Origin of the sequence: Peribacillus sp. CSMR9 (assembly GCF_033141925.1) — a bacterium.
Taxonomy (GTDB): Bacteria; Bacillota; Bacilli; order Bacillales; family DSM-1321; genus Peribacillus; species Peribacillus simplex_A.
Genome location: NZ_JAOPHO010000041.1, coordinates 1 through 13,366, shown reverse-complemented (window position 1 = coordinate 13,366; position 13,366 = coordinate 1). Strand labels below are relative to the sequence as shown.

The following is a 13,366-nucleotide window of genomic DNA, read 5'->3' as shown; positions in this document are numbered from 1 at the left end:
CAAAGTGAATAAGTCGATATTGAATTTGATTTACCCTATTCCATTTTGATAAAGGTTCATCACTTCTTAAGGTGTTGCAAATAATTGACTACCTATTGGATTCTCCAGCACACTTAAGAAAACAATTAGAATAAAGAGGATCCTGGCCAAGATCGACTCAATCGTTTTGCCTGCTGATATTTTAATTCCAATCCAACACCAAACATGATAGCTAATAGTCCAAGCAAAAAAGACCACCAAATTGGTGATCTTTTAGGAATTTCTAATTTTCAGCTTATCCTTTAATTAACCGGACATTTTTTCCAAAGTTTGAACCTGCCCTTTTCAAATAAAGGAGTACGGTTAAGAAAATGACCACCTCTGATAAAGGAATGGCCAGCCAAGCAGCATTCGTCCCGAATATAAGCGGCAATGTCATCAGGAATATAAGCATGAAAATGAATTCACGCCCAATCGTGATCCAGGCTGCCATCTTCACTTGCCCTATGGATTGGAAATAGGTCATCATGACAAAGTTGACTCCCATTAGGATATAGCCGCTAAAGAAGATCCTAATCCCACTTGTTGCAAGTTCTTTAACATCACTTGAAAAATCACCGAATAAATTCACGATGGAAGAGGCCGCAACCTGTCCCAGGAGGGTAATGGATATTCCCGCACCCATTGCCGTGAAAATGGCAATGCGGACCGTTTCCCGCTTCCTCTTTTCATCTTTTGCACCATGATAATAACTTACAAGCGGCTGGATTGCCGATCCTATGCCGAGAAACATCAACAGCATGACACTATGGGCATAATTCACAATCGAAAATGCAGCTAATCCATCGGTGCCTGCAAGGCGGGAGAACGCATTATTATGAGCGATGGTAAAGACGGATACACCTATTTCCGCTAAAAAACTAGGAAAACCGATCATCATCGTCATCATGAAAAGTGACCTTTCAAAACGGAACTTGACGAGACGAAGCGTATTCTTCTTTGTGAAGAAATGCAGGCTGAGAACCACTATCCCCAACGCGGCTGCAATGATCGTCCCATATGCTGTCTCACGCACCCCTAATTCAAGTACGTAAAGGATAATGAAATTCAAAACGAAATTCGAAATGGCTGTAACGATAAGGGAGGCCATGGCCAAATTCGGATTGCCATTGTTCCTGACGAATATGCTTAAGGTGTTTTCCAACGTGAAAACAAAGCCCAGCATCAAGAATACATTCATGTAGTCCGTTGCAAAGGGAGCGGTTGCCTCATTGGCTCCTAGTGCATAAACAAGCTGATGGTGAAAAGCGTAGGCAATCAGACCAATGATTACGGTGAATATCGTAATCAGGATGATGGAATGGGTGAAAATAAAACGTGCACGACCATAATCCCTTGCACCCATGCTTTGTGAGTAAAGTGTCGCGCCGCCTACTCCGATCCAAATCGACATCGCTACGAAGATCGTATAGATGGGCCCTGCAATATTAACTCCTGCAAGGGCAACCGATCCAAGTTTATTGCCGACCATCACGCCATCGACAACAAAGTTCAATGCCATCAATACCATTCCGATCATAGAAGGAATCAAATAACGTAAAAAGACCCTTCCCGTCGATTCCATCTCAAGTAGATTTAGTTGTTGTTTTTCTCTTAATGACATGTATACCATCTCCTGCTATTTTACCTTACCTTGAAATCCCTCTCCAAAAAATGGACCATGACGCCTCAAGTTTTTCTGCAACCCGCTCTGGATTATCGGCATAAACCAATTCGACCATAATGGCCACGATGATACCTGAATACGCCAATGTCAGGGTCCGCGCATCCCCTGTACTTAAAGTCCCCTCTGATGTCCATGTTTGGAATATCTCTTCCATTAAGGCTTCCTGTTGAACCTGGAGATCATCAGTCTCCTTCTGAATTTCATTGTATAGATGTGTTGGCGGAAAGAATCCCATGCGAAGCCAGAACTTTAAACTCTCCACCTCTTGGAACATCTTGATCATTTCTTCCAAGAATCCGTATAGCGTCTTTTCCGGATCGCTTTTGCGCATCATATTGAAATACTCTACATAAAACGAAAGCTCCATTTCCTTGGCGTCCTTAAGGACAGATAAAAACAGGTCGTCCTTCCCTTTAAAGTGAGAATAAATGGATTGTTTCCTTATTCCGACATCTTCTGCAATTTGGGAAAGTGAAGTCCCCTCATAACCATGAATCGTAAAATATTTAAGTGCAGCCTTTTTTATTTCATCGCTTTTCATAATAACGTTCACCTTTCATTGCCGAATTTTCTTTTTTGTATTTCTGATAAACCTATCATAACCTAACGAACGGTCGTCAGGCAAGTTTTTATAGAAATGCTCTGTTTAATTTTTACGCAATATCGTTTTAAAACAGTTGCAGAATTTATCATATCCAAAACGGAAATAACTATCACCAACGCTTGAAACAATGGATAATGCGATTCAAGGGTGTTGCAACATGATGTTAGGCTGTGTTTGTGTAATGTTTGGAGGCTATTATTAATTGTTTAGCTACTCAAAACAAGAATCGATTTATATTTCTTCTTAATTTGATTGAGCCAATAAACACTCCAATCATATTCCCAGTGAATAAAGGAGGATAAGATCCGCCTGTCGAAATGATAGTCATAATAAAAAGGAGGATTCATATGAAAAATCAGGTTACCCCCTATTTAATATTCGACAGAAAAGCAAAGGACGCATTAGCATTTTATGCAGAGGTATTCCAAGCAGAGATTACCGACCTGCAAACTTACGGGGAAGCTGATTTCCCAACACCAGAAGAAGCGAACGACCTTGTTTTGCATGCCAAAATCAAAAAAGGCGATATGTTGATCATGGTATCCGATACCTTTCCAGGCAATCCCCTTGAAGTTGGGAATAATGTATCGTTAGTCCTCGAATGTGAAAGCGACTCGGAAATCCAGCATTTATATGATGCCATGTGCGAAAAAGGATTATCCTTAATGGAACTGCAAGATACCTTCTGGGGGGCTAAGTATGGTAAGGTCAAGGATCAGTTTGGCGTTCATTGGGACTTGAATTTCACAAAATGAATGTAAAAATGGCCGAAAATACGACTTGTATCTCCGGCTATCTTTTATTTCATCCAAACACATGAAAATAATTCAAGACATTTTTTCAAATCAGCAGAATTGTGACGCAAATGAATAATAAACGCACATATGAAGCACCTTTCTTAATTGCGAAATTCGTTCCCACCAAGGCTCCTGCAACCATTGCAAGCCCCATCGGAATTCCATAGGCAAAATTGACGGTCCCCATTGATAAGAAAATGATAAGTGCGGCTATATTGCTTCCAAAGTTCAATATTCTTGCATTCCCAGCTGCCTGAACAAAATCAAACCCGATGATCAAAAATGAAAATAACAAAAAGGAACCTGTGCCTGGTCCAAGAAAACCATCATAAAAGCCAATGGCAAATATAATGACAATCAAAAGAATCATTTTCTTCCGTTTCAGTCCTTTATACTTTGCATCTTTACCCCAATCCTTTTTTACCACCGTGTAAATCGCAACAATGACCAATAGGATCAAAATGAGGGGCTTTAAGATCTCTGCGGAAACGAAATGGACAACATATGCTCCTATTGCCGCTCCAGCCACAGTAATCGGAAACAGCTTGATGACGAATTTGAAATTGACTTTTCCAGCCCGAATGAATGAAATCGTACTCGTTAAAGAGCCCATTGTACCCGCCAGCTTATTGGTGGCAAGTGCCGCTGAAGGCGAAATCCCCGTGAACAATAAAGCCGGAATCGAAATTAACCCGCCTCCGCCAACAACGGAATCAATGAATGCGGCAATAAAACCGGCCAGTATTAAAAATAGCAAAGTATAGAGATTGATATCCTCCATGTATTCCCCTTCTTTCATAAACACTCACTAAAACGCCATTACTCATTTTTCAACCAGATGGTCGAATAACCTTTCCTCTGAAGTCACTGTAAACCCATGCCGTTTCAGCAAAGCCGAGGTCACTCCATTCCCTACCTTCTTCTTCCCCTTGAAATCACCATTATAAATCGTCGCACTTCCACAGGATGGACTATTTTCTTTTAATACGACTAGCGTCGCTCCGACTTCCTGGGCTTTCAATAATGTAAGATTGGCTCCTTTTAGGTACATTTCCGTTACATCCCGGCCAGACTTTTCAATTATCTTCGCTTTTCCATCAAGGACATCCTCACCTTCACCGCCAATTATCTCAGCAGGTTCCCTAGGCGTCGAAAAACCTCCAAGCAACTCAGGGCAAACCGATATAGCCTTGTTCTCCCTCATTAATTCCAGAATCCTATCATCCAGGCTGTGTGTACCGTTGTATCTCACCTCAAGACCTGCTAAACAAGAACTCACCAAAATCATCAAATCACCCCAGCTCATGCTTTTTACACCATTTTACCATTCTTTTAGCATCTTCATTTCGAATATTGACCATCAACTAGAACTTTGCGGTGACGGAAGATAAGTCGTTGGTCGATTTATTGGCGCGTAGGTCATTAATGCTGAATTCCGCCAACCAAATCAACAAAAAAAGCGCTTGCAGCGAAATGAATTCTCTGCAAGCACTTATCTATTAGTTAGTCGAGTTCAATGATAGTAGTTGGTACGTAATGATGGTTTTTCCACTGGTCCATTCAACTTTTTGGATAACGGCTGTTCCGCTTGAATCAGATTGAATCGTTTTGCGGACATCGATTGGGATATCGATCGGGTATAACCGGTAACCTTCTTTCGACAGCCGAAAAATATTTTCTTCTTCACGGGTTTCGTTCCCTTTTGTAACGATCATGGTATTGAGTTCCATAGGCATGCCCATGTGTATTTCCTCCTCTTGCAAATATACTTTGAATATACTTCATTCTATCATCATTCGGTTTTGTTTTTCATCCAAGATGTTAAATCTTCGACAACTTTTCTGTTAACGGCCGGCGGGAAGAAATGTGTGAATTGAGGGAAATACCAGCTTTCGACCTCTTTGTCGTGCATTTTCAACCTTTTCTCCAACCGGTACGCGTGTTCAATTGCGACATTGTCATCTTTTTCACCATGAATGATCAGAACGGGCACATTCAAATCTTCAATTGCAAACAATGGTGTACGGTATTCATATTGTTCTGGGCATTTTTTTGGTGTTCCGCCGATGACCCGCTTCATCATCCGACGCATATCGACACGCTCGACGTAGGTTAAGAACATATCCGATACACCACCCCATGTGACGATTGACGCTGCATTCCTGCAGTATATCCCCGTCCAAAGCGCCATGATGCCGCCACGAGAAAATCCGAGGATATGAATGTGATCCTTGTTCACTCGGGGGTGCTGTTCAAGAAGATTGAATCCTGATATCGCGTCGAACCTATCTTCGCCTCCAAAATCCTCATCTCCCTCTCCGCCTTGATTTCCACGGTAAAAAGGGGCAAAAACGATGAAACCTTCCACGGCATACTGCACAATCCTTGCTGGCCTCACCTTGCCGACATTTTTAATCCCCCCGCGTAAATATAAGAAGGCATCATGAATTTCGCCATCAACTGGTTCAGCTAGTAACCCCTTCACTTTCAGGCCTTGTGATATGTATGTAACTGAATAAAGATGGATTTGTGGATGCGGTGATGGAAACCGCCTTTTTGAAATAATCGTTCCGTTCTCCAATTTCCACTCTCCTTTCTCTTTAATCTTATTGTAAAACATCCGCTTGTTTTTATCCCCTGGGAGGCATTCACATTTTTTTCTTCCATTCATACGATAATGTAGGCAAATACCTATTTATCAAGGAGGAAGGAATTTTGAAAAAATGGTGTAAAGCAGGTGTCGTATTTATACTTCTGTGCATGCTGGTCCCGCTCGGAGCATGTGGCAACAAGGACAAGGAAACAACGAAGGTCAGGGTGGCCGAAGTAACCCGCTCCCTTTTCTATACACCGCAATATGTAGCGATCGAAAAGGGATTTTTTAAAGATGAGGGCCTAAGCATTGATTTGAAAACGACGGCAGGCGGCGACAAGACGATGACCACTTTACTGTCCGATGGAGCGGATATTGCTCTAGTTGGCTCTGAAACATCGATCTACGTTCAAGCCCAAGGTTCGAATGACCCCGTCATCAACTTCGCTCAATTAACACAGACGGATGGAACTTTTCTTGTTTCACGTGAAAAAATTGATAACTTCAGATGGGATATGCTGAAAAACTCTACATTCCTAGGCCAACGAAAAGGCGGGATGCCGCAGATGGCCGGCGAGTTCGTATTGAAAGAACATAACATAGACCCGAAAAAAGATTTGAACCTCATCCAAAATATTGATTTTGCGAATGTCGCAACTGCCTTTGCTTCCGGAACCGGCGATTTTGTTCAACTGTTCGAACCAACTGCCAGTGTGTTTGAAAAAGAAGGAAAAGGCTATATCGTCGCTTCTTTCGGCACCGAATCCGGGCATCTTCCCTATACGGTTTATATGGCTAAGGAAAGCTATTTGAAAGAAGAAAAAGAGACTGTCGAAAAATTCACGAGGGCATTGAAGAAAGCACAGGATTGGGTTCAGGAAAATGATGCTTCGGAAGTCGCCAAAGTCATTCAGCCGTATTTTGAAGATACCAATATCGAGACCATGGAAACAGTTATCAACCGCTACAAAGAACAAGGTTCATTTGCCACCGACCCCATTCTTGATGAAGAAGAATGGAACAATCTGCAAAACATCATGGATGAAGCAGGCGAGCTGCCTTCACGTATAAGCCATGATGAGCTGGTCAATACCGATTTTGCTGAAGAAGTCACAAAATAGCCTAACTAAAGGTAAGGAGGATGTCCGATGAGCTTTTTAAAAATCCAAGACATTCACCATACTTATTTTTCAAATCAGACGGCAGCGACCGCACTCGCGGACATTTCCCTCGACATTGAAAAAGGTGAATTCGTCTCTTTTCTAGGTCCGAGCGGCTGCGGAAAGACTACCCTGCTTTCCATCATCGCTGGACTATTTTCGCCCACCTCGGGAAAGATCCTGCTCGAAAACAAACCGCTGAAGGCCAACAGTGACCTTTCTATTGGCTATATGCTGCAGCAGGATTATCTATTTCCATGGAAGACGATAGAAGAAAATGTTTTATTAGGATTGAAACTGATTAAAAAAGATGAAGGCCTTGAGAGAATAAAGACGCTGAAACTATTAAGTGACGTTGGATTGGGAGGCACCGGAAAATTATATCCGCGCGAACTCTCAGGCGGAATGAGGCAAAGGGCTGCACTGGCACGGACACTGGCGGTCGACCCAAAAATCCTTTTGCTTGATGAACCCTTCTCGGCCCTTGATTACCAAACGAAGTTGAAGCTGGAAGACCTTGTTTTTGAAACCCTGAAATCGTTCGGAAAGACAGCCGTGCTCGTCACCCATGATATCGGTGAAGCCATCGCAATGAGTGACCGCATCTATCTGTTTTCCGCGAACCCGGGAAGCGTGCACAAAACATTCGAGGTGCCCGATGAACTGCGTGAACTGACGCCTTTCCATGCCCGCAACCATCCACAGTATCCAATGCTATTCCAAACGATCTGGAAGGAGCTTGAGAGCCTTGAATATTGAACAGCTTCATAACCAATATAAAACCAAGTTAAAAAAGGAAAACAGGCTCATTCGCTTTTATCAGATCCTGATTTTCATCGTTTTTTTCAGCAGTTGGGAACTTTTTTCCCGGATGGAATGGATAGATCCGCTCATCTTCAGCTCCCCAACGAAAGTGTGGCATCTTTTCATACAAAAATTGGGTGATGGAACACTGCTTTCCCATTCCGGAGTAACGTTATTCGAGACGGTTCTCGGCTTTATCATAGGGACACTGCTTGGAACGATCCTTGCATCCCTGCTTTGGTGGTCGCCAAGATTATCAAAAACGCTTGACCCCTATCTCGTCATTTTAAATGCCATGCCGAAAGTGGCACTCGGCCCCATCATCATCGTAGCATTCGGCCCTGGCTTTCCATCCATCATCTCGATGGGGGCGATCATCTCCATCATCATCACCACCATCGTTGTCTACACCGCATTTCGCGAAGTGGACCCGAACTACCTAAAGGTACTCCAAACTTTTGGCGCCACAAGAACACAAGCCTTTCGGGAAGCCATATTACCCGCCTCCTTCCCAACGATCATCTCGACATTGAAAGTGAATGTCGGACTCTCCTGGGTCGGCGTCATCGTCGGGGAATTCCTTGTCTCGGCGAAAGGACTCGGTTACCTAATCATTTATGGCTTTCAAGTCTTCAACTTCACCCTCGTCATGCTCGCCTTAATGATCATCGCCGTCTTTGCCACCATCATGTATCAACTTGTCGAACTGCTTGAACGAAAATTAATCAAAGACTAACCTACTGCCGAAAACCCTCGGCAGTTTTTCATTTATGCTGGGATAACTCTGAGTTTGGGCTTTACTCGTGAATTTAAGCAATTTACTCTTGAGTTTGGACAATTTACTAGTGAATTTGGGCGCTTTACTCGTGAGTTTGGGCGCTTTACTCGTGAATTTAAGCACTTTACTCGTGAATTTGAGCACTTTACTCGTGAATTTGAGCACTTTACTCGTGAATTTGGGCTTTACTCGTGAATTTGGGCGCTTTACTCGTGAGTTTAGGCAATTTACTCGTGAATTTGAGCACTTTACTCGTGAGTTTGGGCGTTTTACTCGTGAATTTGGGCGCTTTACTCGTGAATTTGGCTTTACTCGTAAATTTGGGCGCTTTACTCGTGAATTTGGGTTTACTCGTAAATTTGGGCGCTTTACTCGTGAATTTGGGTTTACTCGTAAATTTGGGCAATTTACTCATGAATTTAGGCGTTTTACTCGTGAATTTGGGCGCTTTACTCGTGAATTTAGGCGTTTTACTCGTGAGTTCCAGGCTTTACTCGTGAGTTCCAGGCTTTACTCGTGAGTTCCAGGCTTTACTCGTGAGTTTTTCCCATTTACTCTTTTTTAGAGAGAATTACTGCTAACCAGCTTTGATATGCTCAACGGCACAATCTCATCTTTCATGATGAAACTAAACTCTTCACCCAGTACCGCCGGCAATGCTTCCAAAAAGATCGGGCCGTCCGTTTCCAGGTAATCTTCTTTCTTTTTCACCTCACGCAAATTAGCATAGAATATCGATTTAACGATTGGCTTCACTGGATCATGTACTTTATATTGTCCCAGAAATTGAAGCTGCCCCACCAATCCCCCTGTTTCTTCATATACTTCCCGTATGGCTGTTTCTTCAATCGACTCCCCTGCTTCCCGCTTACCTCCCGGGAACTCCAACCCCCGCTCTCTGTGTTTGGTCAATACCCACCTTCCCTTGTACCTGCTGAGTATAAAAACATGCCAAGACTCTCCAAAAACAGGATTCTCGGAGAATTCCACCTTGTATCCGTTCGTATCAAAAAAACGTTTCATTTTTCCCCTTCTCTCCATATAAGAAATAATGCTTTATTTCATTGGACTCGTCTTTCATTATATGGATAAAAAAAACCACAATCCAGCAGAATCTCCATTACATCAAAAAAACGATGGCCCCCTCAATATTCAAGGCCATCGTCTGTTGGTTTTGCCTGTAAAATCCCCATACTTTCTATATGCCGTCTTCCTTCTTCTGTACCTAGTGCATAAATCATCTCATAAATTTTTTGGAGAGTGATATCCTGTTTATCATTTTCCCGGTCAAAATGATATTGAAGGTATGGGACATGTGCCCTGTAAAAGTTTTCTTCCCCTATCGAATAATTATAATCAAATAACTCACGTAACTGGATGATTTCATTATCGGTCGCCTCGATCTCAAAATTCCATGGAGAACTTTCTCTATCCTGTGTTATCTGCCCGTTCGGAAGCCAAATGTAATACTTTTTCCTGTTTTCAGACACATCCATCCACCCTTTCCATAAATCCTACGCTTATTTTTTCACCTATTTCCCTACTTCATACAATGGAAAATTTTGTTTACAGAAGTACAAAGATGTTAAATAATAGATTAAAGTATCTTTCAAAGGGTAAAACATATAATAAGCCCAAGCATCCCTTCAGATTTTTATATGCACCCAGAGGTTTTTTTGATAACCTACATATAAAGAGATAACGATTTCTAATAAATGTGAGGTGAAAGTTTTGAAGTTAATTGAAGAATTATACAATATGTACCGTAATAAGATGACTGGTGATGAAGAAGATATTGATATGCTTACTTTTGCGGTTCTGGAGCAATTGGACCGTAAGGAGATTTTCGAATTGCTTCAAGAGATGGATGATCAAGAACTAACCAATCTAATGGGCCTTTACATTATTGAAACGTTAAAAGGGAAGTTCGCTCAAAATAGCATGAACGACACGAAACCTACACATTTTCCGCCACGGAATATTCATTAATACATACCTGTCTGGTGTCCCTCCTTTGATGGATGCCTTTTTTATTGTTTTAATTTTTCCTCCATTTAAAAAAAGCCCTACCGAAGTAGAGCTTTCCCTAAACCTTAATGTCCTAAATACGCACGCAGCATCCAAGCATGTTTGTTTAAGCTTTTCTTCATGCCTGTCAGCATATCGGCCGTAACCGGATCTTCTTCTTCGGCCACTTCGATAATTTCTAAGAACTCTCCGGAAAGCTTCTCAAAATCACTGATGACGCTTTGAACCATGTCTTCAGTATTTTCGTTACCTGTCGCTTCTTCGATCGTAGTCAATTCCAAGTACTCTTTAAGGGTAGCGACCGGTTTTTCCCCAATGGCCAATAGTCTTTCAGCCAATTCATCATAATTGGCTGTCACTTCTTTATATAGTTCTTCCAATTTTTGATGAAGTTCAAAGAAGTGCGGTCCATTCACGAACCAGTGGTAATTATGAATTTTCGTATAAAGAACACTGAAATTTGCAATTTCCTTATTCACTAATATTCCTAATTTTTTCTGAGCCATAAATATCTACCTCCGTAAGTTGGTTATACCTTTATAATTCCCTCTATTCTAAAATTGAAACATTATCCGCTCCGGTTCTTATGCTAAAATGAATCTAAATTGTGAACGTTAGGAGCTGTAAAGAATGATTACGGTTTTAGTTATCTCCATTATTGTGATTCTGATTGTTTTGGCATTATCCGTCCTGACAATCGGAAAAGGTTACAGCTATAAGCATACAGTGGATCCCATTGACCCTTTGCCAGAGGATGAGGGGAAAAAGGAAGAACCCGAAAAATGAAAAAAAGTTCCTGTCACAAACTGACAGGAACTTTTTTTATTAACCGAAAACTTTATGAAGGTCTTCTTTATCTTGAGCAAGCCAGAAATTCATTAATTTCTTTGCTCCTTCAAGATCATGTAATTTTGCTTGGCCGCATTGTTTTTCATTTGCAGCTGGAATTTCTGTAATTTGAACAGCATCCTTGAATGTATCTTCAAGTACATCGATTATTTCCGTTACTGACGGTTCGCCGCTGACCACAAGGTAATATCCTGTTTGACATCCCATTGGCGAAATATCGATAATATCAAAATGATCGTAGCGCTCAGAATGCTTACGGATATTGAAAGCAAGCAAATGTTCCAATGTATGGATCGTATCCGGCTTCATCGCTTGTTTATTAGGCTGGCAAAAACGGATATCAAATTTATTAACAACACCATCTGTTCCTACCTTATGGACACCGCAATGTCTAACATATGGGGCTTTAACAGCGTTATGATCTAATTCAAAGCTTTCAACTGAAGGCATTTAATTCACTCCTTAATTGTATGTATCTCTATTCTACCTTGAATAACAATAAATTTCATCCATTAAAAATAATTCTTATTAAATCCATCGGATTACCCATATACTCATTCCTTTTTTACCCTTATTGGAAATTTAGAAAATATGCTATAATTGAGGGTAGTGAATTTACTCGAAAAGAGATGAAAGCATCGTGTTTAAAAAAATATTAATGGGAATCATCCGTTTTTACCAAGTTGCCATTTCACCATTAAAACCGCCTACTTGCCGTTTTTACCCAACTTGTTCCCATTATGGTTTGGAAGCGATCAACCGTTTTGGCCCTATAAAAGGAAGCTGGTTAGCCATCGTCCGGATTCTTAAATGTCATCCGTTTCATCCAGGAGGCATTGACCTTGTTCCAGAAAAAAAGAAAAAAGGTGAAGACCATTAGAAAAAAACCTTGCTTTCTTTTATAATCTTTTGTATTATACAGAAGTCAAATCGTAATCATTTCGTTTTTGTACATCAAATCGTAATCAATACGAATTATAAAGGAGCATTTCCATATGAAAAATCGAGCATTGCTCTCACTTTTCCTTGTTACTGTGCTGTTTTTGTCAGCCTGCGGCAACTCAAAGGGAGATTCCACTAAGGAAGCAAAGGATACCTTAGATATTTATACGACTGTGTACCCATTACAATACTTCACGGAAGCCATTGGCGGGGAGTATGTGAACGTCAAAACGGTTTATCCACCCGGAACGGATGAACACTCTTTTGAACCCTCTCAAAAGGATATTGTAAAAATGGCGGAGTCAGACCTGTTTTTCTATATTGGCTATAATCTTGAAGGCTTCGTGACGAAGGCTCAACCAATTTTAAGCAAAGAAGGCGTCAGAACAGTCGCAGTAGGCGAAACGGTTCATCTTGATGAAGGTGAGCATGCATACGAAGACGAAGACGAGCATGAACACGAAGACGAAGACAGTCATGACCATGGGGGCGTTAATCCCCATTTGTGGTTAGATCCCATCTATTCCATTGACATGGCTAAAACCATCAAGGACGAATTAACGAAGAAAATGCCTGAACATGAAGACTATTTCAACAGCAACTTCAACGAGCTTTCAAAAAAACTGAAGGCACTTGATAAAAAACTCGCGACGACAATCGAGTCGGGCCGTACCAAAAAGATCATCGTTTCCCATTCCGCATATGGTTATTGGGAGGAACGCTACGGACTTGAACAGATTGGAGTTACAGGACTAACGTCTTCAAACGAACCCTCTCAAAAGGAACTTGCGAAAATCGTAACCATGGCCGATAAAGAAGACTTGAACTATGTCATCTTTGAGCAGAATATCAGTTCTAAACTAACAGAGATCATCCAAAAGGAAATGGGAGCGAAATCGCTTAAGCTCCATAACCTATCCGTGTTGACGGATAAAGATATCGAAGCGGGCGAAGATTACTTCAGTTTAATGGAAAATAATATAAAGACACTGCAAACTGCGTTGCAATAGTCAAAAAAGGCGGGTCCTGACGAGGCTGCTGAAAAACTCACGTTTTTCTAACTAGTACGGTAAATCAAACTAAAAAAAGACAATTCTCATTCGATA

At 41.4% G+C, this 13,366-nt stretch carries 19 protein-coding genes; 9 read left to right on the top strand and 10 right to left on the bottom strand.

Features of this window, described 5'->3' with window-relative positions; translation table 11 throughout:
* Positions 1 to 274: 274 nt before the first annotated feature.
* Entirely contained in the window at positions 275 to 1,642 is a 1,368-nt protein-coding gene (locus N9I19_RS16735) for an MATE family efflux transporter (RefSeq protein WP_317778455.1), read from the bottom strand.
* Between the two features lie 25 nt (positions 1,643 to 1,667).
* Positions 1,668 to 2,246, bottom strand: coding sequence for a TetR/AcrR family transcriptional regulator (locus N9I19_RS16730; RefSeq protein ID WP_317778454.1), 579 nt, complete (start codon positions 2,244 to 2,246; stop codon positions 1,668 to 1,670).
* 410 nt (positions 2,247 to 2,656) lie between these two features.
* On the opposite strand from N9I19_RS16730, the gene N9I19_RS16725 reads away from it, so the two are divergent.
* Positions 2,657 to 3,064, top strand: a complete 408-nt coding sequence (locus N9I19_RS16725) for a VOC family protein (RefSeq protein ID WP_089362661.1) — start codon at positions 2,657 to 2,659, stop codon at positions 3,062 to 3,064.
* Between the two features lie 85 nt (positions 3,065 to 3,149).
* Here N9I19_RS16725 and N9I19_RS16720 read toward each other — a convergent pair whose 3' ends face one another.
* The 4 genes from N9I19_RS16720 to N9I19_RS16705 all read right to left on the bottom strand — a co-directional run bounded on the left by N9I19_RS16720 (position 3,150) and on the right by N9I19_RS16705 (position 5,687).
* Positions 3,150 to 3,887: a sulfite exporter TauE/SafE family protein gene (locus tag N9I19_RS16720; RefSeq protein ID WP_317778453.1), complete on the bottom strand. Its 738-nt coding sequence runs from the start codon at positions 3,885 to 3,887 to the stop codon at positions 3,150 to 3,152.
* 42 nt (positions 3,888 to 3,929) lie between these two features.
* Positions 3,930 to 4,394 carry a 2-thiouracil desulfurase family protein gene (locus tag N9I19_RS16715; protein WP_317778465.1) on the bottom strand — a complete coding sequence of 155 codons (465 nt, stop codon included), beginning with the start codon at positions 4,392 to 4,394 and terminating at the stop codon, positions 3,930 to 3,932.
* A gap of 211 nt (positions 4,395 to 4,605) precedes the next feature.
* Positions 4,606 to 4,848, bottom strand: coding sequence for a DUF2584 domain-containing protein (locus N9I19_RS16710; protein WP_089362659.1), 243 nt, complete (start codon positions 4,846 to 4,848; stop codon positions 4,606 to 4,608).
* Between the two features lie 50 nt (positions 4,849 to 4,898).
* Complete coding sequence (locus N9I19_RS16705) at positions 4,899 to 5,687, bottom strand: alpha/beta hydrolase family protein (protein WP_250211717.1); 789 nt, start codon at positions 5,685 to 5,687, stop codon at positions 4,899 to 4,901.
* A 134-nt stretch (positions 5,688 to 5,821) separates the two neighbouring features.
* On the opposite strand from N9I19_RS16705, the gene N9I19_RS16700 reads away from it, so the two are divergent.
* From N9I19_RS16700 to N9I19_RS16685, 4 genes are all read left to right on the top strand, one after another.
* Complete coding sequence (locus N9I19_RS16700) at positions 5,822 to 6,820, top strand: ABC transporter substrate-binding protein (RefSeq protein WP_411730458.1); 999 nt, start codon at positions 5,822 to 5,824, stop codon at positions 6,818 to 6,820.
* Positions 6,821 to 6,847: 27 nt separating this feature from the next.
* A complete protein-coding gene (locus N9I19_RS16695) occupies positions 6,848 to 7,618 on the top strand; it encodes an ABC transporter ATP-binding protein (RefSeq protein WP_089362658.1) in 771 nt (256 codons plus the stop codon).
* Positions 7,608 to 8,399, top strand: a complete 792-nt coding sequence (locus N9I19_RS16690; RefSeq protein ID WP_250211718.1) for an ABC transporter permease — start codon at positions 7,608 to 7,610, stop codon at positions 8,397 to 8,399. The genes N9I19_RS16695 and N9I19_RS16690 overlap by 11 nt, the downstream gene beginning before the upstream one ends.
* A 130-nt stretch (positions 8,400 to 8,529) precedes the next feature.
* Entirely contained in the window at positions 8,530 to 8,961 is a 432-nt protein-coding gene (locus N9I19_RS16685; protein ID WP_317778452.1) for a hypothetical protein, read from the top strand.
* A 41-nt stretch (positions 8,962 to 9,002) separates the two neighbouring features.
* On the opposite strand, the gene ytkD is transcribed toward N9I19_RS16685, so the two are convergent.
* Complete coding sequence (gene ytkD / locus N9I19_RS16680) at positions 9,003 to 9,464, bottom strand: RNA deprotection pyrophosphohydrolase (protein WP_317778451.1); 462 nt, start codon at positions 9,462 to 9,464, stop codon at positions 9,003 to 9,005.
* Positions 9,465 to 9,586: 122 nt separating this feature from the next.
* A complete protein-coding gene (locus N9I19_RS16675) occupies positions 9,587 to 9,937 on the bottom strand; it encodes a hydrolase (RefSeq protein ID WP_317778450.1) in 351 nt (116 codons plus the stop codon).
* 235 nt (positions 9,938 to 10,172) lie between these two features.
* Here N9I19_RS16675 and N9I19_RS16670 point away from each other — a divergent pair, with 235 nt between their 5' ends.
* Positions 10,173 to 10,430, top strand: a complete 258-nt coding sequence (locus tag N9I19_RS16670; RefSeq protein WP_061465328.1) for a DUF6154 family protein — start codon at positions 10,173 to 10,175, stop codon at positions 10,428 to 10,430.
* A gap of 104 nt (positions 10,431 to 10,534) precedes the next feature.
* Here the strand turns inward: N9I19_RS16670 and N9I19_RS16665 are convergent, their stop codons facing one another.
* Positions 10,535 to 10,975: a Dps family protein gene (locus N9I19_RS16665; protein WP_125161299.1), complete on the bottom strand. Its 441-nt coding sequence runs from the start codon at positions 10,973 to 10,975 to the stop codon at positions 10,535 to 10,537.
* A 124-nt stretch (positions 10,976 to 11,099) separates the two neighbouring features.
* Here N9I19_RS16665 and ytzI point away from each other — a divergent pair, with 124 nt between their 5' ends.
* Positions 11,100 to 11,255 (top strand): YtzI protein, encoded by a 156-nt coding sequence (ytzI, locus tag N9I19_RS16660; RefSeq protein WP_081108936.1) that lies wholly within the window; start codon positions 11,100 to 11,102, stop codon positions 11,253 to 11,255.
* 39 nt (positions 11,256 to 11,294) lie between these two features.
* On the opposite strand, the gene N9I19_RS16655 is transcribed toward ytzI, so the two are convergent.
* On the bottom strand, positions 11,295 to 11,768 hold the full coding sequence (locus tag N9I19_RS16655; protein WP_061465330.1) for an S-ribosylhomocysteine lyase: 474 nt from the start codon (positions 11,766 to 11,768) through the stop codon (positions 11,295 to 11,297).
* Between the two features lie 208 nt (positions 11,769 to 11,976).
* On the opposite strand from N9I19_RS16655, the gene yidD reads away from it, so the two are divergent.
* Both yidD and N9I19_RS16645 read left to right on the top strand, forming a co-directional pair.
* Complete coding sequence (gene yidD, locus N9I19_RS16650) at positions 11,977 to 12,198, top strand: membrane protein insertion efficiency factor YidD (RefSeq protein WP_375166273.1); 222 nt, start codon at positions 11,977 to 11,979, stop codon at positions 12,196 to 12,198.
* 115 nt (positions 12,199 to 12,313) lie between these two features.
* The gene (locus N9I19_RS16645) at positions 12,314 to 13,270 is read left to right on the top strand and encodes a metal ABC transporter solute-binding protein, Zn/Mn family (RefSeq protein WP_317778449.1); all 957 of its coding nucleotides are present in this window, start codon (positions 12,314 to 12,316) and stop codon (positions 13,268 to 13,270) included.
* Positions 13,271 to 13,366 lie beyond the last annotated feature (96 nt).

Coding starts and splice junctions, on each gene's coding strand:
- N9I19_RS16710 (WP_089362659.1), bottom strand. CDS start 4,848: ATGGGCATGCCTATGGAACTCAATACCATGATCGTTACAAAAGGGAAC.
- ytkD (WP_317778451.1), bottom strand. CDS start 9,464: ATGAAACGTTTTTTTGATACGAACGGATACAAGGTGGAATTCTCCGAG.
- N9I19_RS16655 (WP_061465330.1), bottom strand. CDS start 11,768: ATGCCTTCAGTTGAAAGCTTTGAATTAGATCATAACGCTGTTAAAGCC.
- yidD (WP_375166273.1), top strand. CDS start 11,977: ATGGGAATCATCCGTTTTTACCAAGTTGCCATTTCACCATTAAAACCG.
- N9I19_RS16725 (WP_089362661.1), top strand. CDS start 2,657: ATGAAAAATCAGGTTACCCCCTATTTAATATTCGACAGAAAAGCAAAG.
- N9I19_RS16715 (WP_317778465.1), bottom strand. CDS start 4,394: ATGATTTTGGTGAGTTCTTGTTTAGCAGGTCTTGAGGTGAGATACAAC.
- N9I19_RS16665 (WP_125161299.1), bottom strand. CDS start 10,975: ATGGCTCAGAAAAAATTAGGAATATTAGTGAATAAGGAAATTGCAAAT.
- N9I19_RS16695 (WP_089362658.1), top strand. CDS start 6,848: ATGAGCTTTTTAAAAATCCAAGACATTCACCATACTTATTTTTCAAAT.
- ytzI (WP_081108936.1), top strand. CDS start 11,100: ATGATTACGGTTTTAGTTATCTCCATTATTGTGATTCTGATTGTTTTG.
- N9I19_RS16720 (WP_317778453.1), bottom strand. CDS start 3,887: ATGGAGGATATCAATCTCTATACTTTGCTATTTTTAATACTGGCCGGT.
- N9I19_RS16735 (WP_317778455.1), bottom strand. CDS start 1,642: ATGTCATTAAGAGAAAAACAACAACTAAATCTACTTGAGATGGAATCG.
- N9I19_RS16645 (WP_317778449.1), top strand. CDS start 12,314: ATGAAAAATCGAGCATTGCTCTCACTTTTCCTTGTTACTGTGCTGTTT.
- N9I19_RS16675 (WP_317778450.1), bottom strand. CDS start 9,937: ATGGATGTGTCTGAAAACAGGAAAAAGTATTACATTTGGCTTCCGAAC.
- N9I19_RS16730 (WP_317778454.1), bottom strand. CDS start 2,246: ATGAAAAGCGATGAAATAAAAAAGGCTGCACTTAAATATTTTACGATT.